Genomic DNA, 22,120 nt, shown 5'->3' on the forward strand with positions numbered 1-22,120 from the left:
TTAGTACCAGGTAATAATAGTAGTCATCCTTCTTGTGGGAGGAACGTACATGCGGGTACCTAAAAAAGAGAGACAACAAGAATTATTACAGACGATCGAGCAAAATCCGTTCATCACGGATGAAGCGCTGGCGACACGATTCAATGTCAGTATCCAGACGATTCGTCTGGACCGGATGGAATTAAAGATTCCGGAATTACGGGAGCGAATTAAACATGTCGCGACTGAACGGCTGGATGATGTGCGTACGTTGACTGAAAATGAAGTCATTGGTGATATGATTGACCTGAAACTCGATACATCTGCCATCTCGATCCTTGAGGTTTTGCCGGAACATGCGTTTAGTCGAAATGCAATCGCCCGCGGACATATCTTGTTCGCACAGGCAAACTCGCTTGCGATTGCGCTCATCGATGATGAACTCGCGTTAACGACCCGTGCGAACGTTCAGTTCACACGCTCCGTCCACGTCGGAGAACGCGTCGTTGCGAAGGCATTCGTCAGTTCCCATCGCCAAGATGGACGTTCTGACATCACGGTAGAGAGTTATGTCGGTGAAGAATGTGTCTTTATCGGCGAATTCACAGTGTATCGAAGTAGTAAGGAGGAATCGAAATGATTTTAGCAGTTGACGCCATGGGGGGCGACCATGCACCCCGTGCCATCGTAGAAGGGGTCGTTGCCTATCTGGCAGAACGTCCAAACGACAACATCGATATCCGACTAGTCGGAGATGAGTTGAAGTTACGCTCATACACAATCGAGGATCCGCGCGTGACGATCGTCCACGCAGCATCCGTCATCACCGGAGAAGATGAACCGGTACGTGCCATTCGCCGCAAGAAAGATAGCTCACTCGTTGTGGCTGCAAACCTGGTGAAATCAGGAGAAGCAGATGCCTTGATTTCAGCAGGCAACACGGGAGCGCTCATGACTGCCGGATTGTTCGTCATCGGTCGGATCGAAGGAGTTGACCGTCCTGCACTGGCCCCGACTTTCCCGACACGTAATGGGAAGGGTGTCGTCATCTTAGATGTCGGCGCCAACCCGGATGCGAAGGCAGAGCATTTGCTCGATTATGCCATCATGGGGTCTGTCTACGCAGAACAAGTTCGCGGTATCACACGTCCTAAAGTCGGGCTCCTGAATATCGGATCAGAAGCCGGTAAAGGGAATGCATTGACGAAGGAAACGTATCCGCTACTTGAGACAGCACCGATTCATTTCGTTGGGAACGTCGAGGCGAGAGAAGCGATGAGCGGTGACGTCGATGTCATCGTCACGGAAGGTTTTGCTGGCAATACGTTACTTAAGAGTACTGAAGGGGCAGCCAGTATGATCATGGGTGTCATGAAAGAACAATTCATGAGCTCGTGGACATCAAAGCTCGCCGCTCTCGTACTGAAACCAAAGTTGAAAAAAATGAAGCAGTTGCTCGCCTATGAAGAATATGGCGGTGCCGGACTATTCGGTATTGCGGCTCCGGTCATCAAGGCGCATGGATCAAGTAATGCCTATGCATTCAGCAGAGCGCTCGTTCAAGCGGAAAAGATGGTCGAACAAGAAGTCGTTGCCAAAATCGTTCAGGCGAAAGCAACTGAAGCACGTTAAGAAGGAGTGAGACGAGATGGGGAAAACAGTTTGGATGTTTCCGGGACAAGGGTCACAGACGCCTGGAATGGGACAGACGCTCATCACGCAAGACGAGACACGCCAAGCACTCGCTGACCTCGGAACGCGAATTGGTCTGGATCTGACGACGCTGATGACGACAGGGACGAAGGATGAATTGAAAGCGACGGATATCGCTCAACCAGCCATCGTCGCACACAGTGCATTACTCGCACAGCAGTACGCAGCACAAGGACATACACCTGATTTCGTACTCGGACACAGTGTTGGAGAATATAGCGCGCTCGTCGCAGCTTCTGTCATCACACCGTCTGAAGCCGTCTATCTCGTCCGCGAACGCGGAAAACTCATGAATCAAGTCACGGGTGGAACGATGGCAGCAGTCATTGGCATGAATGATGTCGAGGCAGCCCATCACGCGGTTGAATCAATTGCGGCAACGGGAGAAATCGTTCAAATCGCCAACTACAACTGTCCTGGACAATTCGTCATCTCTGGACAAATCGCGGCGGTCGAATCTGCCACAGCGAAGTTAAAAGAGCTCGGAGCAAAACGAGTCTTACCACTTGATGTCTCGGGTGCGTTCCATTCGTCGCTCATGACACCTTTCGCACCACGATTCGAAGATATTCTCGTATCATCACCGTTTAAAGCCGCGAAGACGAAATTCATCTCGAACGTCAACAGTGCATTTCACGATCAACCAGACGAATTGATTCGTTTGCTCGTTCAGCAACTCTATTCGCCGGTCCGGTTCGAATCATGCGTCGAGCGTCTCATCGAAGAGGGTGCGGATACGTTCATCGAGTTCGGTCCGTCATCTCCACTTAGCGGTCTCGTGAAACGAATCAAAAAAGATGCGAAAATCATCAGCATCACGACACTTGAGCAATTGGAAGCGGAGGGAATTCGTTGAGTAAAGTAGCACTCGTCACTGGCGCGTCACGCGGTATCGGAGCGGCCATCGCAAAGCGATTGGCAAAAGATGGTTTCCGTGTCGTCGTCAACTATGCAGGAAGCACGGACAAGGCGGAAGCTGTCGTCCGTGAAATCAAGGAGGCAGGCGGTGAAGCACTCGCGATTCAAGCGAATGTCGCTGAAGCGGATGCTGTCAAACAGATGATCAAACAAACGATTGATGCGTTCGGTCAACTGGATTGTGTCGTCAATAATGCTGGCATCACGCGCGATGGTTTACTGATGCGTATGAAGGAAGCAGACTTTGATGCCGTCGTCGATACGAACCTGAAAGGGGCATTCCTCGTCACACAAGCCGCGACACGTTCATTGTTAAAGACAAGCGGTCGTATCATCAATATCGCATCAGTCGTCGGTATTTCTGGAAATCCAGGGCAAGCGAACTATGTCGCAGCGAAAGCGGGTCTGATCGGGCTGACGAAATCCGTCGCACGTGAACTCGCTAGTAAAGGCGTCACAGTCAATGCCATCTGTCCAGGCTTCATCGAGACGGACATGACGGATGAATTGACAGAAGAACAGCGGAACCTGTCACTCGGGCAAATTCCGTTGAAACGCTTCGGTCAAACCGACGATATCGCTTCACTCGTCAGTTTCATCGCTTCAGATGAAGCACGATACATCACAGGTCAAACTCTAGCCGTCGATGGCGGCATGACGATGTAACAGAACTAACGGAAGTACTTTGCCAAAACGGCAATCATCTTATATACTCAACTCATGGAGGGATTTTAAAATGACAAAAGAACAAATCTTAGTAGACGTACAAGAAGCAATCGCAGAAAAATTAGGTAAAGAACAAAGTGAAATCACACTTGATAAGTCGTTCAAAGACGACCTCGGAGCTGACTCTCTTGAAGTCATGGAACTCGTCATGGACTTAGAAGACAAGTTCGAAATCACGATCGAAGATGAGCAAGCAGAAAACTTGAAGACTGTCGGCGATGTCGTCAACTACATCGAAACACAAGTCTGATCATTGAAGCTGACCCACCGCAATTTGCGGTGGGCTTTAGCTGTTTAGGAGGAACTATGACGAATCAAAAAGGACGTCGTGTCCGAAAAGGACCCTATGTAAAACGACGCAAGGATGCTCGGACGCTCGCTCAGATCGAGCAAAAATTCGAAGCGTTACAAGAGCGTCTGAATATCACTTTTTCTAATGTTGAACTATTGAAACAAGCCTTCACGCACTCTTCGTTCGTCAATGAACAACGCGAGTCGGAAGGGGATAACGAACGCCTAGAATTTTTAGGGGACGCTGTCTTAGAGTTGACGGTGTCACGCTATCTATTCGAACACTACCCGGAACGTTCCGAGGGGGAATTAACGAAATTGCGAGCGGCAATCGTCTGTGAACCGTCACTCGTCCAATTTGCGAATCACTATCAGTTTTCCGATATGATTCTGTTAGGTAAGGGGGAAGAACTGACCGGTGGTCGGAATCGTCCAGCCTTACTTGCGGATGTCTTCGAATCCTTTATTGGCGCCTTGTATCTTGACCAAGGCATCGAAGCAGCCGAACGATTCCTCGCCGAAGCGGTTTTTCCGAAAGTGGCGACGGGCTTCTTCGAAGAACAGACGGATTTCAAGAGTCAATTACAGGAAGCGATTCAACGTGTCGGTTTAGGTGTCATCGAGTATGAAATCATCGAGGAGCGCGGTCCAGCGCATAGTCGGGAATTTATCTCGCGTGTTCAAGTCGCGGATGAGCTCGAAGGGATTGGAACGGGTCGTTCGAAAAAAGAGGCAGAACAACAGGCGGCAAAACAAGCCTTACTTGAATTAAAGAAACAGTTTTAAGCAACAAAAGGCCGACCATCTCTCAAACGCGTGAGAGATGATCGGCCTTTATCGTCTGAGGCTCGCTTGATTAGACGGTCTTGAGGGATTTCAGTTCGTCGACGATCGCGTCGACCTCTGCGAGTGATAACGAGTCTCGCATCATGACGAACTCATAAATCTCTTTTAAGTCCTCATTTTTTGAGCCATCGAACTGTTCTGCTTTAATGACCCCTTTGTTGATGATATTCAATTTATCTAAGATCGCTTCAATCATTTGTTCAATCGTCATCGTGTTATTCGCTCCTCTTCTTCTCGTTTCGCATGATACTACCTTAAAACCTATCATGTTGCTAGCGTTTCGGCTATGGTAAACTGAAAGAAATTCAAAAGAAATTTAAACATACGGGTGATCAAGATGTACTTAAAACGAATTGAAATCAATGGCTTCAAATCATTTGCCAGTCGAACTGAACTAGAATTCCTTCCGGGTGTCACGGCAGTCGTCGGACCAAACGGAAGTGGAAAATCAAATATATCGGATGCTGTCCGTTGGGTACTCGGAGAACAATCTGCGAAGTCACTACGTGGGGCGAAGATGGAAGATGTTATTTTTGCCGGCAGTCTGTCTGAACACCGGAAACAATTTGCCGAAGTGACGCTCGTCTTAGACAACGAGTCGGGAACGGTCGCGTTACCGTATCAGGAGATCAGTGTCACGCGGCGTGTCAGCCGCAATGGCGATAGCGATTATTTTTTAAATAAAAAACCATGTCGCCTGAAGGATGTCCTTGATTTGTTCATGGACACAGGCTTGTCGCGTGACGCCTTTGCGATCATCGGACAAGGGCGAGTTGAACAAGTCATTTCCGGAAAACCGGAAGAACGTCGTGCTGTCATCGAAGAAGCAGCAGGCGTCTTGAAGTATCGTCATCGCAAAAAGCAAGCCGAACGGAAATTAAATGATACGGAAGCGAATCTATCACGTGTCGATGATATTTTATATGAACTTGGTGGACGAATCGAGCCGTTACGTGAACAAGCGGCGCTCGCGAAAGAGTATCTCGTCGCTCGAGAACGGCATGATGTACTGGAACGTGGCATCTTGGCGCATGAAATCACGACGTATCAGACGGAGCTCGAAACACTGGCGCGTGATATCGCACAATGTGAAGAACGTCTTGCATCTCAAAAGACGACTCACGAAGAGACCGTCGTGTCCCGGGAGAAACAAGAAGCGACGCTTGAAGAAGAACGACAACAAGAAAACGCGTTGCAGGAGCAACTTCGACATGTCTCGACGCGACTTGTTGAGATCCAAGGTGCCCTTAACCTAGCAAAAGAACGTGAAAAACACGGTACCGAGACGAAAGAGCGACTCGAACAAGAGGTCGCGATCGTCGAAGAACGCGTCAAGGAACTGGAACTCGAACTAACCGCTTTACAGGAGCGTCAAGCAGAAGTCGATCAGGAAGCAAAACGGATTACGGCTGAGCGAGAACGAGCTGATCAAGCGCTGACACAAACCGATCGTGATTTTGATAAGGAAGCCGAAGCATTACGTTCGGAAGCCTTTGAAGTGGCGAGCCGATTAGCTGCGACGAATAATGCTTATAATCGGGCGAAGCAAGATCTCATGCAGGCAGAAGAACAACAACGTTCTTTTACGGCGGACAGCGGTACGAAACAATCGACCCGTCGTCAACTCGAGGAAGACGTCGCTCGACTAGAAGCGGACGTTGCTTCGATCCGGACAGAATTAGATCAAGCGATTGAGGAAGAGGCAACGGCATTCGCGGCGCGAGACGAACAACAACATGCGTTACGCCAAGTCGAACAGTCCGTTGCGGATTTAGAGCGACGTCGTCATAAGACGGAAGATCGGATTGAATTTCTTGAATCCGTCAAAGCCGACTATAGCGGTTATTTCGGTGCCGTTAAGACGATATTAAAACAACGAGATCAGTACCCAGGTATTCACGGAGCGGTCGCGGAGTTGATTTCGGTCCCGGCGCGATTTGAAGCGGCAATCGAGACGGCGCTTGGTGGGGCGATGCAAAACATCGTCGTTGATACCGATGCGACAGGACGTCTTCTAATCCAGGAACTGCGACGCTTAAATGCCGGTCGAGCGACGTTCATGCCGCTCGCCTCACTCCAAGCACGTGAAGTCAACCGTTCGGTGCGAGAACAAGTCGGGGGGATGTCTGGATTTGTCGGGATCGCAAGTGATCTTGTGACGACAGACGAGACGCTGACGAAATTAAAGATGAACTTACTCGGTACGACACTCGTCGTCGAATCACTTGAACAAGCGAACCAAATTGCCCGTTCGACAGGACATCGCTATCGTCTCGTCACGCTCGAAGGGGATGTCGTCAACGTCGGTGGAACGATGACCGGCGGAAGTCGGAAAAAAGGCACACCATTGTTCAGTCAATCGCGCGAGCTCGACGAGTTAAAAGAGGGACTGACGCGAGGGCAAGCGGTCATTCGGGAACAGATGCGCCGCTTGGAAGATCTAAGAGCGGCGATTCAGACGCTTGATGCTACTGCTCGGCCGCGGACAGAAACGATTCAAGAATTACAAGGACAACTCGAGCAATCGCGGGATACGTTGGCAGATGCGAAGCGTCACCTCGCCGTCATGACGTCCGAATTATCGGTTGAAGATCGGCAGATGGCACGTGTGCTCGAACAAGAACAGGAAGCACGCCGTATCATCGAAATGTCAGAAGTCGAGATCGCGAAATGGACAGAACGTCAAACAGAGCTCAGACAAGCACTTGATCGTCTCAAGGATGCTCAAGCCCGTGGTGCCGTCACGATGGACGAACTGAAGAAAGAACAAGCAGAAGCAGTTCTTGAAGAGCGGACGATTCAAATGAAACAAGCGCAACTCACGCAAGATATCGAGCGTCTGACGGAACAGGTCAGTCACGCGAAGCTTGAACGAGGTCATAAACGCCGTGACTTACGTCATGTCCTTGAAGGCTTTGATGAAGCGAAAATCGATGCCTTGCACGGCGAGCAGCGTGAACAGGAACAGGAACAACAACGGGTCGAGACCGAACTCGTCGCGATTGGGCAACGGATTCAAGTACAAGCAGAATCCCTACGTTTGATCCGGATCCGCGAAGCGAAGACGAAGGACGATCAACAAACGACGAAACAGGCACTCGAGCAGCTACGACTCTCGCAAGGGAAAACGAGCACGCGTCTTGAGACAAGACAAGAAATGCTGGAAGAGATGGGATTACTGCTCGAACTGATTGCACCACTTGATCTATCGTATGAAGAGGCAAAAGAGGAAATTCATCTGCTCAAGCGTCAACTCGAAGAAATCGGCATCGTCAATATCGGTGCAATCGAAGAATTCGCGGAAGTCGATGAACGGTTTACGTTCCTATCGGCGCAACGAGATGATCTCGTCGCAGCTAAAACGGATCTCTATAGTGTCATTGAAGAGATGGACCGTGAAGTCATTCGATTGTTCCGACAAACGTATGATGCCGTCCGTGAGCATTTCCGAGAAACGTTCCGGGAGTTGTTCGGGGGTGGAGAAGCCGACCTTGTACTCGTCGATCCGACTGATCTACTGACGAGCGGAATCGATATCGTCGCGAAACCGCCAGGTAAAAAGTTACAAAATTTGTCGCTCTTGTCAGGTGGAGAGCGTGCCTTGACAGCGATCGCTCTCTTGTTCGCGATTCTAAAGACCCGTCCTGTCCCATTCTGTGTCCTCGATGAAGTCGAGGCGGCACTTGATGAAGCGAACGTCGCGCGATTCGGCGAATTCGTCCATCAGCTAGCGCGCGAGACACAGTTCGTCATCATCACTCATCGGAAAGGGACGATGGAGGCGGCAGACGTCTTGTACGGCGTCACGATGCAGCAAAACGGGATATCTGAAGTGTTATCCGTTAAACTAGAAGAGGCACGACGTACATTAAGTGAAGAACCAAAGGAGATTAAACAATGAGTTTCTTTAAAAAACTGAAAGACCGCTTGACGACTTCGACGCAAGAAGTCACGACGAAATTCACACAAGGACTGACGAAGACACGCGATGGACTAGCAAGTGCCGTCAATGATCTCGTCTATCGTTTCCGCGAAGTCGATGAGGATTTCTTCGAAGAATTAGAGGAAGTATTGATTCAAGCCGACGTCGGCGTGACGACGACAATGGATTTGGTCGAAGAGTTAAAGACAGAAGTTAAACGACGTAACGTCAAGGATCCAAAAGAAGTACGTGATGTCCTCGTTGAAGTCGTTGCGAAGATGTTAGTTGAAGAGGAAGAGACAGCACTTGATCTCGATCACGAGCTGAATGTCATTCTCTTCGTCGGTGTCAACGGGGTCGGGAAGACGACGACGATCGGGAAACTTGCGAATCGCTTGAAACAAGAAGGCAAGAGCGTCATGTTAGCAGCGGGTGATACGTTCCGTGCGGGTGCAATCGATCAACTGCAAGTCTGGGGCGAACGCTCCGGTGTACCGGTCATCCGTCAAGGAGAAGGATCGGATCCGGCCGCTGTTGTTTACGACGCTGTCCAAGCAGCTAAAGCACGTAAGGTCGATGTCCTGATTTGCGATACGGCAGGACGCCTTCAAAACAAGGTCAACCTGATGAACGAACTTGAAAAGGTCAAGCGTGTCATCGAACGTGAAATTCCAGGCGCTCCTCATGAAGTATTGCTGGCGCTTGACGCGACGACAGGACAAAACGCGATGGTGCAGGCGAAAGCCTTCAAACAAGCGACGAACGTCAGCGGGATCGTCTTGACGAAGCTTGATGGAACAGCAAAAGGTGGAATCGTCCTTGCGATCAAGAACGAATTGAACCTCCCGGTCAAGTTCGTTGGTCTTGGTGAAAAAATCGATGATTTACAACCGTTTGATGCAGAACAATTCGTGTATGGATTGTTCGGTGATGTCTTTGAAGAAAAAGAAAACGTTGACATGGAAGAAAGCGCAGAATAAGCGACGTTTCATGTAAAGAAAAAAACTTGACAACACACTGTGAGGGCTGTACTATACTATCTGTAAAGGGATTTCACTTAACATTGCGGAGGTGCTCGGATGACACTTGATAAAACGAACCGGATGAACTATCTGATTGACTTTTATCAGGAGCTTTTGACGCCAAAACAACGGAATTACATGTCACTCTATTACTTAGATGACTTTTCCTTAGGTGAGATCGCCGATGAGTTTGAAGTCAGCCGACAAGCAGTCTACGACAACATAAAACGCACGGAAGCCATGCTCGAGCAGTATGAAGAACGACTATCGCTGTTCAAGAAACACGAACGGCGAAAGCAGTTACTCGATCAGCTGAAGCAATGCGACCTTCCGGGTGAAGCCCTAGTGATCATTGAGACATTGGAGCAATTAGAGTAGGAGGCATTCTTAATGGCATTCGAAGGATTATCGGAACGGCTTCAAGCCAGTCTCGCTAAAATGCGAGGTAAAGGTAAGATTTCTGAAGCAGACGTCAAAGAGATGATGCGCGAAGTTCGCTTAGCGCTACTCGAAGCCGACGTCAACTTCAAGGTCGTCAAACAATTCGTAAATGATGTAAAGGAACGTGCCGTCGGACAGGACGTCATGACATCTTTGACGCCAGGGCAACAAGTCGTCAAGATCGTCCATGATGAATTGACGAATCTGATGGGTGCGGAAGTGTCACCGTTGACGCTTGCGAACCGTCCTCCGACCGTCATCATGATGACAGGTCTGCAAGGGGCAGGTAAAACAACGACAACGGGTAAGCTTGCCAATCATTTACGTAAAAAACATAATCGTAGTCCTTTGCTTGTTGCGGCGGATATTTATCGTCCGGCAGCAATCAAACAATTAGAGACACTCGGGCAACAATTGGAGTTGCCGGTCTTCTCAATGGGAGATCAGGTCAGTCCGCAAGAAATCGTTACCGGTGCACTCGATTATGCAAAAGAGCATCATCACGATATCGTGTTGATCGATACGGCAGGTCGTCTGCACGTCGATGAGGAACTAATGCAGGAACTCGTTGATGTTAAAGAGATCGCCAAACCGCATGAAATCTTCCTTGTCGTCGATTCGATGACGGGTCAGGACGCCGTCAATGTCGCAGAAAGCTTCAACGAGAAGCTTGGCGTGACGGGGGTTGTTCTGACGAAGCTCGACGGAGATACGCGAGGTGGTGCAGCACTCTCCATCAAGGCAGTCACCGGAGCACCGATTAAGTTCGTCGGTCTTGGAGAGAAGCTCGATGCCATCGAACCATTCTATCCCGAGCGGATGGCGTCTCGGATTCTAGGCATGGGAGACATGCTGACACTGATTGAAAAAGCAGAGTCACAAATGGACGCTACGCGTGCCAAAGAGTTAGAAAGCAAAATGCGCGATGCATCGTTTACATTCGATGATTTCATCGAGCAGTTGCAGCAAGTGAAACAGATGGGTCCACTCGACGAACTGTTGGGAATGATCCCTGGGGCAGGTAAAGGGAAGATGAAGGGGTTGAAAAACGCCCAAATCGATGAGAAGCAACTCGTGTATGTCGAAGCGATTATCCAATCGATGACGAAACGAGAGCGGACTGAACCTGAAATCTTGAATGCGAGTCGTCGGAAGCGGATTGCCCGTGGTAGCGGACGCAGTATCCAAGAAGTCAACCGTCTCATTAAACAGTTCGAAGACATGCGGAAAATGATGAAACAATTTTCCGGACAGATGGGCAAAGGGAAAAAGAAAGGCTTTGGCCTTCCATTCTTTTAAAAGTCTTTTCTCTTTTGCTGTAACGTTGTATACTAATGAAGTTGTCAATTTGACTAAACGAAAAAATCATCTATTATTTGGAGGGACTTACGAATGGCAGTTAAAATTCGTCTTAAGCGCATGGGCGCAAAAAAATCACCTTTCTACCGTGTGGTAGTAGCAGACTCACGTGCACCACGTGATGGTCGTTTCATCGAGCAAATCGGATACTACAATCCAGTTGCTAAACCAGAAGCAGAAGTTAAAATCAACGAAGAGCTAGCTCTTAAATGGCTCTCTGAAGGTGCTAAACCTTCGGACACAGTTCGTAACCTCTTCTCACAAGCTGGTATCATGGAGAAATTCCACAACGCGAAACTCGCGAAGTAAGACGTTAGGAGGTGAGCAAAAGCTTACCTCCTTTTTTTAATTCAAGAAAGGAAGTGAAATGAATGGAATGGTTGGAAATTGCGAAAATCGCCAATACACATGGTCTAAAAGGTGAATTAAAGTTACTCGCGAGCACGGACTTCCCGGAAGAACGCTTTAAAGTCGGAAAGGAAGTCTTCATTGGCTCTGAAGGTACGTATACACCGGTGACGATCAGTGGTTACCGAAAACACAAACAATTCATCATGGTGACGTTCAAAGGGATGCACCATATCAATGACGTCGAGAAGTATAAAGGATTGAAACTCTATGTCCACGCAGAAGATTTACAAGACTTAGACGAGCATGAATTTTACTATCATGAGATCATCGGTTGTACGGTTTATGACGGTGAAACGAAAATCGGAGTCATATCCGACATTCTTGAAACAGGCGCAAACGACGTCTGGACGATCAAACGCGATGGGAAAAAGGATGTCCTGATCCCGTATATCGAGCAAGTCGTTGCTTCCGTCGATGTCGAGCAAAAACGTATCCAGATCACACCGCTTCCAGGATTGATTGAAGAATGAACATCCGAGTGTTGACGCTGTTTCCGGAAATGTTTTCAGCGCTCGATCATTCAATCGTCAAACGAGCGCAAGATGATGAACGTGTCAGTCTTGAAACAATCAATTTTCGAGACTTCTCGACGAATCGTCATGGTAAAGTCGATGATTATCCGTATGGTGGGGGAGCAGGCATGCTGTTGACCCCTCAACCCGTCTTCGACGCGATGGCGAGTCTGCCGGAAGGAAAACGACGAATCATCGTCATGACACCGACCGGTAAACGTTTTTCGCAACGGATGGCAGAAGAGTGGGCACAAGAAGAAGAACTGGTCTTCCTATGTGGTCATTACGAAGGATTTGATCAGCGGATTCATGATCATCTTGTAACGGATGAGGTCTCGCTTGGGGACTTCGTCTTGACGGGAGGGGAACTGGCTGCGATGACAATGATTGACGCTGTCGTCCGCCTCTTACCGGATGTCCTCGGTGCATCTGCGAGTCATGAAGATGATTCCTTTTCGACGGGACTTCTTGAATATCCACACTATACACGTCCTGCTGAATATGCAGGATACCAGGTACCAGACGTCTTGTTATCAGGCAATCATGCGCAGATTGCAAAATGGCGACGGGAACAGTCATTAAAACGGACATTTGAGCGTCGTCCGGATCTGTTGACTGATGCTCCATTAACCGAGGATGATCGTCTTTATTTAGAATCGATTTCAGGATTGTCAAACGATTGAATCTATGATAAGTTAAAACATGTGGCAAAAGCCACCCATTAACGATGTTCCGCTGTCGGATGCTGAAAGCAAATGAAGATAAGAACATTGGTGAAAAAAGGAGAAATCATTCATGAACACACAACAATTGTTCCGTGAACTTACACAAGAACAAATCAAGTCAGACGTCCCTGCGTTCCGTCCTGGGGATACAGTCCGTGTACACGTTAAAGTCGTCGAGGGTACGCGTGAGCGTATTCAGCTCTTCGAAGGCGTAGTCATCAAACGTCACGGTGGCGGCATCAGTGAAACATTCACAGTCCGTAAAATTTCTTACGGAGTTGGCGTTGAGCGTGCTTTCCCGCTCCACTCACCACGTGTTGCACAAATCGAAGTCGTTCGCTACGGTAAAGTCCGTCGTGCGAAACTTTACTACCTCCGTAACCTTCGTGGTAAAGCGGCGCGTATTAAAGAAATTCGTCGTTAATCATGTGAAAAAGTGGCTTGTCTCCGGACAAGCTTCTTTTTTTTGTTGTTTATGCGTATACTAGTCCATAGGAAGAAATTGCGTTAATCAAGGGAGTGGAATTCGTGAAGGAGTTATTCAGTTGGGTAAAAGCGCTCGTCGTAGCGCTTGTCATCGCGTTCATCATTCGAACGTTCCTGTTCGTACCCGTCATCGTCGATGGGGAATCGATGATGCCGACCTTACACAATGCGGATCGGATGATCGTCAATAAGATTCCGTATTATTTTAATGAACCAGAAAGAGGCGATATCGTCGTCTTTCATGCAACGGAAACACGCGACTATATCAAACGAGTGATCGCTGTTCCGGGAGATACGATGTATTATAAAGACGATACGTTGTACGTCAACGATAAGAAAGTAGCTGAACCGTATTTAAAAGAGTACAAAGCTCAGATGAATGGTGTTCCATTGACGGAGGACTTTACACTTGAGGAACGGACAGGAAAAACGACTGTTCCAAAAGGGAAGATATTCGTCATGGGAGATAATCGTCAAAATTCAAAAGATAGTCGTGATATCGGTTTTGTGGATGAGGATCAAATCGTCGGAACGACGAACTTCGTTTTCTATCCATTCAATGATGTACGCTCTGTCGATTAAAACGAAAGAAGATGAGACGCTTACCGTAAAAGTAAGTACCTCATCTTCTTTTCTTGCCTTAAGTTGCGTATACTAGAGAGTGGATGTTTTTTCAAGTATCGTATGATCAGCAAGAAGTCCAGGAATATATGAACGAGGTGAAGGATATGACGATTCAATGGTTCCCCGGTCACATGGCCAAAGCACGGCGGGAAGTCACAGAAAAATTAAAGTTGATCGATGTGGTGATCGAACTTGTCGATGCACGTCTTCCGATGTCGAGCCGTAACCCGATGGTCGAACAAATCACGGCAGGTAAGCCACGATTGATCGTCCTCAACAAAGCGGATATGGCGGACAAACGAGTGACAGAACAGTGGATGCACGCATTACGGGCAGATGGTGTCGATGTCGTCGCGGTCGACGCGAAGCACAATAAAGGATTGAATCAAATTCATGAAGGTGCTTTACGACTAATGAAAGAAAAACATGCACGAATGCGGGAGAAAGGGCGGAATCCGAGTGCGATTCGTGCCTTGATCATCGGCATTCCAAACGTTGGGAAGTCGACACTCATCAATCGACTCGCCGGTCGGAACATTGCGATCACGGGTGACCGCCCAGGTGTGACGAAACGCCAGCAATGGATCAAGATGAAGACAGGCGAGATGGAATTACTCGATACACCAGGTATCCTTTGGCCGAAGTTCGACGATCAAGTCGTCGGGTATCGGTTGGCAGCGACAGGAGCGATCAAGGATGATATCTTAAACATCGATGATATCGCGCTGTTTGCCCTTCGTGAGCTCAAGACGCGTTATCCGGAGCAGTTACGTGAGCGTTATCGTCTCGACGAAGTATCAGGAGAAGCGGTTGATGTACTCGAAGCCATCGGTAAAAAGCGCGGATTCGTTTCAGGTGGCTACGTCGATTTCGAACGGACGAGTGAAATGCTTCTGCATGAACTACGGACGGAAAAGCTAGGGCGTGTGACGCTCGAAACAGTGGAAGAATGGGAAACGCGTGCATAACGGACTTGGACATCCTTCGATGTCCAAGTTTTTTTCAAAGGAGCGAAACAGATGAAGATTACGGAATTAAAGGAACGTCTACACAACATCACGATCGAGGAGTTTTCACAATTGAAGCAGGAACTCGCATCGGACGCGCGAAAAGGGGTGCATACACTGTTTCGTCAGACAGAACGACGATTTGCTCTCGAAGAGCAACAACGGATCGATTTCAAGGAGCGGTTCACGTTCGAAGAACAGTATCATCAGCAAGGATATAGACGGATTGCCGGAGTGGATGAAGTGGGACGGGGACCGCTTGCTGGTCCAGTCGTCGCGGCAGCTGTCATCTTACCAGAAGGATTCTATCATCCAGGCCTAACGGATTCAAAACAAATGAGTAAAATACAACGACAAGCGGCATTTAAACACCTACAAGACGTTGCAGAGATTGCGGTCGGCATCATCGAACCAGCTGAAATTGACGAGATCAACATCTATCAAGCATCGAAACGGGCAATGCAAGTCGCGGTTCGTCAACTCAAACCTGATGCCTTGCTGGTTGATGCGATGACACTCGACGACGATACACCACAACTCTCTCTCATCAAAGGAGATGCGAGAAGTGTCTCCATCGCAGCAGCGAGCGTCGTCGCAAAAGAGACACGAGATGCGATGATGGAACAATACGCGATCGAGTATCCGGGATACGGATTTGAAACACACGCAGGTTACGGGACTGCGACGCATTTACAAGCGCTTGATACACTGGGCGTCACACCGATTCACCGAAAAACATTCCGTCCTGTCAAAGAACGTCTCTAGGAGGGATCGAGCATGCACATCGAACATCGTGCCTTACTACCATTTAAAATCATCGATCATGCGAACTTACCGTTACGGGAAGGCGCAAACATCGTCGGCAAAGTCTTAAAACTGTTGCCGGACGGATTAATGGAACTACAGGTCGGTCAACGCGTCTTGACGGCAGGGACGACGGCTGAACTAAAAGAAGGGAGCATGTATCGCTTTCAAGTCGTTTCAGCAGAAGGACAACCGGTCTTAAAAATCATCTCGACTGAGTCTGTCCCGCAAAAATCAGCATTACCCCAGTTACTCGATTCCTTTTTACAGCGCCAGACGGTACCGACTGCGGAAACACGGGAACTACTAAGGCAAATCGGTCAACCCGTGACGGAAGGAGAAGCGAAGCAGTTAAAACACGCTCTTACTGAACTCGTTCAATTGGCAAAGGGCGACGAGGCAGGTCGATCGCTTGATCGAAAGACGAGTGATCAAATTTTAGCGCAACAACTCGTTCAAGCAACAAATGAAGTAGGAAAAGGAGTATATTTATTTCAATTACCTCAATTCGGACCTTTCGAAGATGTTGATCTCATGATGGAAGCACCGTTCGAACGAACGTTTGATCCAAATCATGCCCGTATCGTCTTATACTTACAATTACCGACGCTTGGTGAGGTCGCAATTGATGTCTTGATCGTAGACCGGAACGTTTCGATTTCCGTCTTTCATCCAAATGCATACGTCAATACGTTCATGCAAGCCTACACGCCGCAAATTCAGACGCGTCTTGAGGAACAAGGTTACGCATTGACACGATTCGATTGGGTCGAACAGACGAAAGAACGTGTACCACATGATATCTCGACGCGTAATGGAAGGGTGGATCTTCATATATGAAAAAAGCGATTGCTCTATCATACGAAGAACAGATGCATGCGCCGAAAGTCGTCGCTAAGGGATCAGAACACATCGCGGAACGGATTTTAGAAGAGGCATTAAAGCACGATATTCCGATCCGGCAGGACGAGACGCTGATGACGTTACTGGATGCTGTTCAAGTATCAGAACAGATTCCAAAAGAACTATACGGTGTCATTGCCGAATTATTCGCCTTTTTATATCGTCTCGATCAAGATGAAATTCTGAAAAAATAAAGCTTTCGGTCGATAACGATAGACAGCGCTTCCAATTTTATCTACAATGAAAGAGCCGAAACTAAAGGGGTTAAGGGGGATTTTTTCATGAATGTACATGAGTATCAGGCAAAAGAATTACTTCGTTCGTACGGTGTACCCGTACCAAACGGAATCGCAGCCTTCACCGTCGAAGAGGCGGTCGATGCATCAGAACAATTGTCAGGCCCGATTAAAGTCGTCAAAGCTCAAATTCACGCGGGGGGACGCGGTAAAGCAGGTGGCGTCAAGCTTGCGAAATCGCAAGAAGAAGTGAAGGAATATGCGACGGAGTTACTCGGCAAAACGCTCGTCACGCACCAAACAGGTCCAGAAGGAAAAGTCGTTCAACGTCTTCTCGTTGAAGAGGGTTGTGCGATTGACAAAGAATACTATCTTGGAATCGTACTTGATCGTGTGACAGGTCGTGTCGTCATCATGGGTTCAAGTGAAGGTGGCATGGACATCGAAGAGGTGGCGGAAGCGACACCGGAAAAAATCATTAAAGAAGTCGTCGATCCTGCTGTTGGTCTTCAAGGGTTCCAAGCGCGTAAACTCGCGTTCGCAATGGGTGTTCCAGTGAAGCTCGTCAACAAGTTCGTCGGTATGGTCACGAAACTCTATAATTTCTTCGTTGACAAAGATTGTTCGATCGCAGAAATCAACCCACTCGTTACGACGAAGGATGGTGAAGTTCTCGCGCTGGACGCGAAGTTGAACTTCGACTCGAACGCATTGTATCGTCATGCGGACATCGTGGCGTTACGCGATGAAACAGAAGAAGATCCACGCGAAGTCGAAGCATCGAAGAGTGATTTGAACTACATCGCGCTCGATGGAAATATCGGCTGCCTTGTCAATGGTGCTGGTCTTGCCATGGCAACGATGGATATCATCAAACACTTCAGTGGTGATCCTGCGAACTTCCTTGATGTCGGTGGTGGTGCAACGAAGGAAAAGGTAACAGAAGCCTTCAAACTGATCTTGTCGGATGAGAACGTCAAAGGGATTTTCGTTAACATTTTCGGTGGAATCATGAAATGTGACGTCATCGCAGAAGGTATCGTTGCGGCGACAAAAGAAGTCGGTCTCGAATTGCCGCTCGTCGTTCGTCTTGAAGGGACGAACGTTGATGCAGGAAAACAAATTCTCAAAGATTCAGGTCTAGCGATTACAGCAGCTACATCAATGGCAGACGGCGCAGAAAAAATTGCTGCGCTCGTGAAGTAAGGGGGAGCTAAAGATGAGTATTTGGGTGAACGAATCGACGAAAGTCATTATTCAAGGTATTACAGGTAATCAAGGGATGTTCCATGGTGAACAGATGATCGACTACGGCACAAACCTCGTAGGTGGTGTCACACCAGGAAAAGGCGGTACGGAAGTACTTGGTGGTGTTCCTGTCTTCGATACGGTCGCACAAGCGGTCGACAAAACAGGTGCGAACGCATCGATTATCTACGTGCCACCAGCATTCGCAGCAGATGCGATCATGGAAGCAGCAGATGCGAACATCGCATTGATCATCTGTATCACGGAAGGTATTCCAGTTCTTGATATGGTTAAAGTAAAACGTTACCTTGAGGGCAAGCCAGTTCGTCTTATCGGACCAAACTGCCCAGGCGTCATCACTCCAGGTGTCGCAAAACTTGGTATCATGCCAGGATACATCCATACACCGGGACATGTCGGAATCGTTTCGCGTTCTGGAACGTTGACGTATGAAGCTGTTCATCAATTGACGACGGCAGGCATCGGTCAATCGACAGCTGTCGGTATCGGGGGCGACCCAGTCAATGGAACAGACTTCATCGATACACTAAAAGCGTTTAATGAAGATCCAGAAACAAAAGCCGTCATCATGTTAGGTGAAATCGGTGGAACAGCGGAAGAAGAAGCGGCTGAGTGGGTCAAAGCGAACATGACGAAGCCAGTCATCGGTTTCATTGGTGGTCAAACGGCTCCTGCCGGTAAACGGATGGGTCACGCAGGTGCGATCATTTCCGGCGGTAAGGGAACAGCTGCTGAAAAAATCAAGACACTCCGTGCAAACGGAATTGAAGTGGCAGAAACACCAGCTGTCATTGGTGAGACGTTAATCCGTGTCATCAAAGAAGCAGGGATTTATGACGAGTGCGTGACGAACAGCACAGTCAAATAAATCAAAAAAAGAGCTGTCCTGATCAAATCAGGACGGCTTTCTTCTATATAAATAAGAAGCTTAAAGAAGGAGCGTTGATCTCATGAATCGAGAACTGTATGTCCGCTTCGCCATGTGTCAGGTACCGTATCCGATTGTTCAATTGATTGAACAGTTCGGAATCGTTCCAAGTCATGAATTACCCGTTTCAAATCGGCTTCGAAAACGATATGAACAAGCACTGCAACTTGATCGGATCGAAGAGTCGATTCTAGTTAAAGGAGATCCACTGTTTCCAACCGTACTACTGACGATTCCTCAACCTATCTATGCCCTCTTTTACCGCGGTGATCCGTCCCGCCTAACTCTTCCACGCATCAGTATCATCGGTAGTCGAACTCCCTCACCGCAACACCTTTCCCGCATGCATTTTCTACAACCCTTCTTTCATCCAGATCTCGCCACCGTTTCCGGAGGCGCATATGGCATCGATGCCCTCGTCCATCGTCTATCCTTAAAACATCAACAGACAACAATTGCGGTTCTGGCCGGCGGACTTGATCGTCTATATCCTACTTCCCATGCTGCTCTTTTTGAACGTATCTTCTCGAATGGTCTTCTTCTCTCCGAATATCCACCTGGCACACCCATTCAAAAATTTCAATTTCTAGAACGAAATCGGATTATTGCCGGCTTGTCCTCGTCGTTGATCATCGTCGAGGCAGCAAAACGAAGTGGTACGATGAACACAGCAAGTCACGCCCTCGATCAAGGAAAAGATGTCTATTGTTTGCCGGGATGTCCGACTGAAACGTTCTTTGCCGGAACGAATCAATTGATTGCAGAAGGAGCGATTCCACTCCTTGATCCGGAAGAAGTTTCAAAAACTATTCGGCTGAACGTTGACAAATGGGAATCGAGACTACTATGATAAGTGAGATTAAAATACGGAGTACGCCTCTAATAGGGAGCGATTGCAATGGCAAAATATCTAGTAATCGTCGAGTCACCCGCTAAGGCAAAAACCATTAAACGTTATCTCGGATCCAACTATACCGTGAAAGCGTCGATGGGGCACGTCATTGACTTGCCGAAAAGCCAAATGGGAGTCGACGTCGAACATGACTATGAACCGAAATATATCACGATCCGTGGTAAAGGTCCGGTCTTAAAAGAACTCAAGACAGCTGCGAAAAAAGCACAAAAAATTTATCTCGCAGCCGACCCCGACCGTGAAGGGGAAGCGATCGCATGGCATTTAGCCAAAGCATTAGGCGTTGATGAATCAACAGAGTGCCGCGTCGTCTTCAATGAAATCACGAAAGATGCCATTAAGGATTCGTTCAAGCGACCACGCAAGCTCAATTATGATCTTGTGGATGCACAGCAAGCACGTCGTATCTTGGACCGCCTTGTTGGTTATAGCATGAGTCCATTGTTATGGAAGAAGATCAAAAAAGGTTTATCTGCAGGACGTGTACAATCGGTTGCCGTTAAGATGATTATCGACCGGGAACAAGAAATCAATGCGTTCATGCCAGAAGAGTACTGGACGATCAAACTCGAACTCGATGCAAACGGTGAAAAGCTCGAAGCAAACTTCTACGGAGTGGATGGTAAGAAACGTGAACTTCATTCGCAAGAAGAAGTCGATCAAATCTTGAATCAACTTTCAGAAGACTTCACAGTTGATTCCGTCACGAAAAAAGAGCGGAAACGGAATCCAGCGTTACCGTTTACGACTAGTTCTTTGCAACAGGAAGCAGCACGTAAACTAAATTTCCGAGCGAAGAAGACGATGATGATCGCACAACAGCTATACGAAGGAATCGAGATCGGAAAAGAAGGTACGGTCGGTTTGATCACGTATATGCGTACCGATTCAACACGGACGTCTGAATCGGCGAACCTCGAAGCACACGGGTTCATCGAGCAGGCGTATGGAAAAGAATACATCGCAAGTGAAAAACGCAAAGAAAAGAAATCAGCGAACTCACAGGATGCGCACGAAGCGGTTCGCCCGACTTCGACAATGCGTGAGCCACAACTCGTTAAATCGTATCTATCGCGTGACCAATTCCGTTTATATAAACTGATCTGGGAACGATTCGTCGCAAGTCAGATGGCGCCAGCAATTCTCGATACCGTCAAAATTGACCTTGTCTCGAACGATGTTATGTTCCGTGCGAACGGATCAACTGTTAAATTCCCAGGCTTCATGAAGGTTTACATCGAAGATACCGATGATGAGGCCGTCACAGACGTCAAGGAAGGACTACTTCCTCCACTTGATGAAGGGGAAGAGTTGAAACGATCAGCGATCGAACCGAAGCAACACTTTACTCAACCACCACCACGTTATACGGAAGCACGTCTTGTCCGGGCGATGGAAGAACTCGGAATTGGTCGTCCGTCGACGTATGCGCCGACACTTGATACGATCCAAAAACGGGGTTATGTGACACTCGAGGAGAAAAAGTTTTTACCAACGGAACTCGGTGAACTCGTCATCGATATGATCAGCGACTATTTCCAGGAGTTCATCACCGTCCAGTTCACGGCAGACATGGAAGCTTTACTCGATGCGATCGAAAAAGGCGACATGCAGTGGACGGAAGTCGTCGATCCAATCTATAAATCCTTTGCGAAACGTCTGACACGAGCAGAAGCAGAAATCGAGAAGATTGAAATCAAAGATGAACCGGCTGGAGAAGATTGTGAAGTCTGTGGTCATCCGATGGTCATCAAGATGGGACGTTATGGTAAGTTCATGGCGTGCTCGAACTTCCCAGAGTGTCGTAACACAAAACCGATCCAAGTCGAGATTGGTGTGAAGTGTCCGACATGTGGAACGGGCGACATCGTCGAACGTCGTAGTAAAAAAGGACGTTTGTTCTACGGTTGTTCGAACTATCCGGAGTGTGAGTTTGTCTCATGGGATAAACCGGTCGAAGAACCATGTCCGGTATGTAGCAGTATGATGGTACAAAAGAAAATCAAGAACGGTGTGAAAGTAGAATGTACATCTTGTGGACATCATGAAACACGCATCGATCAGGAGCAAGAGGAGGAATGACCG

At 48.1% G+C, this 22,120-nt stretch carries 24 protein-coding genes; 23 read left to right on the forward strand and 1 reads right to left on the reverse strand.

What is annotated here, in order from left to right:
* The first annotated feature begins 49 nt into the window (after positions 1-49).
* The 6 genes from fapR (at position 50) to rnc (ending at position 4,413) form a co-directional block, all read left to right on the forward strand.
* Positions 50-619, forward strand: a complete 570-nt coding sequence (fapR, locus tag Q9R23_RS03280) for a transcription factor FapR (RefSeq protein WP_311246398.1) — start codon at positions 50-52, stop codon at positions 617-619.
* On the forward strand, positions 616-1,611 hold the full coding sequence (plsX, locus tag Q9R23_RS03285) for a phosphate acyltransferase PlsX (RefSeq protein ID WP_035406922.1): 996 nt from the start codon (positions 616-618) through the stop codon (positions 1,609-1,611). The genes fapR and plsX overlap by 4 nt, the downstream gene beginning before the upstream one ends.
* A gap of 16 nt (positions 1,612-1,627) precedes the next feature.
* Complete coding sequence (fabD, locus tag Q9R23_RS03290; RefSeq protein WP_311246399.1) at positions 1,628-2,548, forward strand: ACP S-malonyltransferase; 921 nt, start codon at positions 1,628-1,630, stop codon at positions 2,546-2,548.
* Positions 2,545-3,276: a 3-oxoacyl-[acyl-carrier-protein] reductase gene (fabG, locus tag Q9R23_RS03295; RefSeq protein ID WP_214854549.1), complete on the forward strand. Its 732-nt coding sequence runs from the start codon at positions 2,545-2,547 to the stop codon at positions 3,274-3,276. Before fabD ends, fabG begins: the two co-directional genes overlap by 4 nt.
* Positions 3,277-3,346: 70 nt before the next feature.
* On the forward strand, positions 3,347-3,586 hold the full coding sequence (gene acpP / locus Q9R23_RS03300; RefSeq protein WP_029342095.1) for an acyl carrier protein: 240 nt from the start codon (positions 3,347-3,349) through the stop codon (positions 3,584-3,586).
* A gap of 56 nt (positions 3,587-3,642) precedes the next feature.
* Positions 3,643-4,413: a ribonuclease III gene (gene rnc, locus Q9R23_RS03305; RefSeq protein WP_023468747.1), complete on the forward strand. Its 771-nt coding sequence runs from the start codon at positions 3,643-3,645 to the stop codon at positions 4,411-4,413.
* A gap of 70 nt (positions 4,414-4,483) precedes the next feature.
* Here rnc and Q9R23_RS03310 read toward each other — a convergent pair whose 3' ends face one another.
* Positions 4,484-4,684 (reverse strand): DUF1128 family protein, encoded by a 201-nt coding sequence (locus Q9R23_RS03310; RefSeq protein WP_023468746.1) that lies wholly within the window; start codon positions 4,682-4,684, stop codon positions 4,484-4,486.
* A 126-nt stretch (positions 4,685-4,810) separates the two neighbouring features.
* On the opposite strand from Q9R23_RS03310, the gene smc reads away from it, so the two are divergent.
* From smc to topA, 17 genes are all read left to right on the forward strand, one after another.
* Positions 4,811-8,374, forward strand: coding sequence for a chromosome segregation protein SMC (gene smc / locus Q9R23_RS03315; RefSeq protein ID WP_311246400.1), 3,564 nt, complete (start codon positions 4,811-4,813; stop codon positions 8,372-8,374).
* Positions 8,371-9,375 (forward strand): signal recognition particle-docking protein FtsY, encoded by a 1,005-nt coding sequence (ftsY, locus tag Q9R23_RS03320; RefSeq protein WP_311246401.1) that lies wholly within the window; start codon positions 8,371-8,373, stop codon positions 9,373-9,375. Before smc ends, ftsY begins: the two co-directional genes overlap by 4 nt.
* Positions 9,376-9,474: 99 nt before the next feature.
* On the forward strand, positions 9,475-9,795 hold the full coding sequence (locus Q9R23_RS03325; protein ID WP_023468743.1) for a putative DNA-binding protein: 321 nt from the start codon (positions 9,475-9,477) through the stop codon (positions 9,793-9,795).
* A gap of 12 nt (positions 9,796-9,807) precedes the next feature.
* Complete coding sequence (gene ffh / locus Q9R23_RS03330; RefSeq protein ID WP_214854544.1) at positions 9,808-11,157, forward strand: signal recognition particle protein; 1,350 nt, start codon at positions 9,808-9,810, stop codon at positions 11,155-11,157.
* A 93-nt stretch (positions 11,158-11,250) separates the two neighbouring features.
* Positions 11,251-11,526: a 30S ribosomal protein S16 gene (rpsP, locus tag Q9R23_RS03335; protein WP_023468741.1), complete on the forward strand. Its 276-nt coding sequence runs from the start codon at positions 11,251-11,253 to the stop codon at positions 11,524-11,526.
* Between the two features lie 62 nt (positions 11,527-11,588).
* Positions 11,589-12,098, forward strand: a complete 510-nt coding sequence (gene rimM / locus Q9R23_RS03340) for a ribosome maturation factor RimM (protein ID WP_290759276.1) — start codon at positions 11,589-11,591, stop codon at positions 12,096-12,098.
* Positions 12,095-12,823, forward strand: a complete 729-nt coding sequence (gene trmD / locus Q9R23_RS03345; protein WP_311246402.1) for a tRNA (guanosine(37)-N1)-methyltransferase TrmD — start codon at positions 12,095-12,097, stop codon at positions 12,821-12,823. The genes rimM and trmD overlap by 4 nt, the downstream gene beginning before the upstream one ends.
* Positions 12,824-12,935: 112 nt before the next feature.
* Positions 12,936-13,289, forward strand: a complete 354-nt coding sequence (gene rplS, locus Q9R23_RS03350; protein WP_023468738.1) for a 50S ribosomal protein L19 — start codon at positions 12,936-12,938, stop codon at positions 13,287-13,289.
* Positions 13,290-13,393: 104 nt separating this feature from the next.
* The gene (gene lepB / locus Q9R23_RS03355; RefSeq protein WP_311246403.1) at positions 13,394-13,933 is read left to right on the forward strand and encodes a signal peptidase I; all 540 of its coding nucleotides are present in this window, start codon (positions 13,394-13,396) and stop codon (positions 13,931-13,933) included.
* A 146-nt stretch (positions 13,934-14,079) separates the two neighbouring features.
* Entirely contained in the window at positions 14,080-14,943 is an 864-nt protein-coding gene (gene ylqF, locus Q9R23_RS03360) for a ribosome biogenesis GTPase YlqF (protein WP_214854541.1), read from the forward strand.
* A gap of 51 nt (positions 14,944-14,994) precedes the next feature.
* Positions 14,995-15,747, forward strand: coding sequence for a ribonuclease HII (locus Q9R23_RS03365; protein WP_290759270.1), 753 nt, complete (start codon positions 14,995-14,997; stop codon positions 15,745-15,747).
* A gap of 12 nt (positions 15,748-15,759) precedes the next feature.
* Positions 15,760-16,626, forward strand: coding sequence for a flagellar hook-length control protein FliK (locus Q9R23_RS03370; protein ID WP_311246404.1), 867 nt, complete (start codon positions 15,760-15,762; stop codon positions 16,624-16,626).
* Positions 16,623-16,883: an EscU/YscU/HrcU family type III secretion system export apparatus switch protein gene (locus Q9R23_RS03375; protein ID WP_311246405.1), complete on the forward strand. Its 261-nt coding sequence runs from the start codon at positions 16,623-16,625 to the stop codon at positions 16,881-16,883. Before Q9R23_RS03370 ends, Q9R23_RS03375 begins: the two co-directional genes overlap by 4 nt.
* 87 nt (positions 16,884-16,970) lie before the next feature.
* Positions 16,971-18,131 (forward strand): ADP-forming succinate--CoA ligase subunit beta, encoded by a 1,161-nt coding sequence (gene sucC / locus Q9R23_RS03380; RefSeq protein ID WP_023468732.1) that lies wholly within the window; start codon positions 16,971-16,973, stop codon positions 18,129-18,131.
* Positions 18,132-18,144: 13 nt separating this feature from the next.
* The gene (sucD, locus tag Q9R23_RS03385; protein WP_035406957.1) at positions 18,145-19,062 is read left to right on the forward strand and encodes a succinate--CoA ligase subunit alpha; all 918 of its coding nucleotides are present in this window, start codon (positions 18,145-18,147) and stop codon (positions 19,060-19,062) included.
* 82 nt (positions 19,063-19,144) lie between these two features.
* The gene (gene dprA, locus Q9R23_RS03390) at positions 19,145-19,972 is read left to right on the forward strand and encodes a DNA-processing protein DprA (RefSeq protein ID WP_311246406.1); all 828 of its coding nucleotides are present in this window, start codon (positions 19,145-19,147) and stop codon (positions 19,970-19,972) included.
* 48 nt (positions 19,973-20,020) lie between these two features.
* Positions 20,021-22,117: a type I DNA topoisomerase gene (gene topA / locus Q9R23_RS03395; protein ID WP_214854532.1), complete on the forward strand. Its 2,097-nt coding sequence runs from the start codon at positions 20,021-20,023 to the stop codon at positions 22,115-22,117.
* Positions 22,118-22,120: the final 3 nt, after the last annotated feature.

The organism is Exiguobacterium sp. BRG2, from assembly GCF_031844245.1.
In the GTDB taxonomy this organism is placed as follows: domain Bacteria; phylum Bacillota; class Bacilli; order Exiguobacteriales; family Exiguobacteriaceae; genus Exiguobacterium_A.

Excerpts from the sequence above, each read along its gene's own strand:
- fapR (WP_311246398.1), top strand. The coding sequence starts at position 50 with ATGCGGGTACCTAAAAAAGAGAGACAACAAGAATTATTACAGACGATC.
- plsX (WP_035406922.1), top strand. The coding sequence starts at position 616 with ATGATTTTAGCAGTTGACGCCATGGGGGGCGACCATGCACCCCGTGCC.
- fabD (WP_311246399.1), top strand. The coding sequence starts at position 1,628 with ATGGGGAAAACAGTTTGGATGTTTCCGGGACAAGGGTCACAGACGCCT.
- acpP (WP_029342095.1), top strand. The coding sequence starts at position 3,347 with ATGACAAAAGAACAAATCTTAGTAGACGTACAAGAAGCAATCGCAGAA.
- rnc (WP_023468747.1), top strand. The coding sequence starts at position 3,643 with ATGACGAATCAAAAAGGACGTCGTGTCCGAAAAGGACCCTATGTAAAA.
- Q9R23_RS03310 (WP_023468746.1), bottom strand. The coding sequence starts at position 4,684 with ATGACGATTGAACAAATGATTGAAGCGATCTTAGATAAATTGAATATC.
- smc (WP_311246400.1), top strand. The coding sequence starts at position 4,811 with ATGTACTTAAAACGAATTGAAATCAATGGCTTCAAATCATTTGCCAGT.
- ftsY (WP_311246401.1), top strand. The coding sequence starts at position 8,371 with ATGAGTTTCTTTAAAAAACTGAAAGACCGCTTGACGACTTCGACGCAA.
- Q9R23_RS03325 (WP_023468743.1), top strand. The coding sequence starts at position 9,475 with ATGACACTTGATAAAACGAACCGGATGAACTATCTGATTGACTTTTAT.
- ffh (WP_214854544.1), top strand. The coding sequence starts at position 9,808 with ATGGCATTCGAAGGATTATCGGAACGGCTTCAAGCCAGTCTCGCTAAA.
- rpsP (WP_023468741.1), top strand. The coding sequence starts at position 11,251 with ATGGCAGTTAAAATTCGTCTTAAGCGCATGGGCGCAAAAAAATCACCT.
- rimM (WP_290759276.1), top strand. The coding sequence starts at position 11,589 with ATGGAATGGTTGGAAATTGCGAAAATCGCCAATACACATGGTCTAAAA.
- trmD (WP_311246402.1), top strand. The coding sequence starts at position 12,095 with ATGAACATCCGAGTGTTGACGCTGTTTCCGGAAATGTTTTCAGCGCTC.
- rplS (WP_023468738.1), top strand. The coding sequence starts at position 12,936 with ATGAACACACAACAATTGTTCCGTGAACTTACACAAGAACAAATCAAG.
- ylqF (WP_214854541.1), top strand. The coding sequence starts at position 14,080 with ATGACGATTCAATGGTTCCCCGGTCACATGGCCAAAGCACGGCGGGAA.
- Q9R23_RS03365 (WP_290759270.1), top strand. The coding sequence starts at position 14,995 with ATGAAGATTACGGAATTAAAGGAACGTCTACACAACATCACGATCGAG.
- Q9R23_RS03370 (WP_311246404.1), top strand. The coding sequence starts at position 15,760 with ATGCACATCGAACATCGTGCCTTACTACCATTTAAAATCATCGATCAT.
- Q9R23_RS03375 (WP_311246405.1), top strand. The coding sequence starts at position 16,623 with ATGAAAAAAGCGATTGCTCTATCATACGAAGAACAGATGCATGCGCCG.
- sucC (WP_023468732.1), top strand. The coding sequence starts at position 16,971 with ATGAATGTACATGAGTATCAGGCAAAAGAATTACTTCGTTCGTACGGT.
- sucD (WP_035406957.1), top strand. The coding sequence starts at position 18,145 with ATGAGTATTTGGGTGAACGAATCGACGAAAGTCATTATTCAAGGTATT.
- dprA (WP_311246406.1), top strand. The coding sequence starts at position 19,145 with ATGAATCGAGAACTGTATGTCCGCTTCGCCATGTGTCAGGTACCGTAT.
- topA (WP_214854532.1), top strand. The coding sequence starts at position 20,021 with ATGGCAAAATATCTAGTAATCGTCGAGTCACCCGCTAAGGCAAAAACC.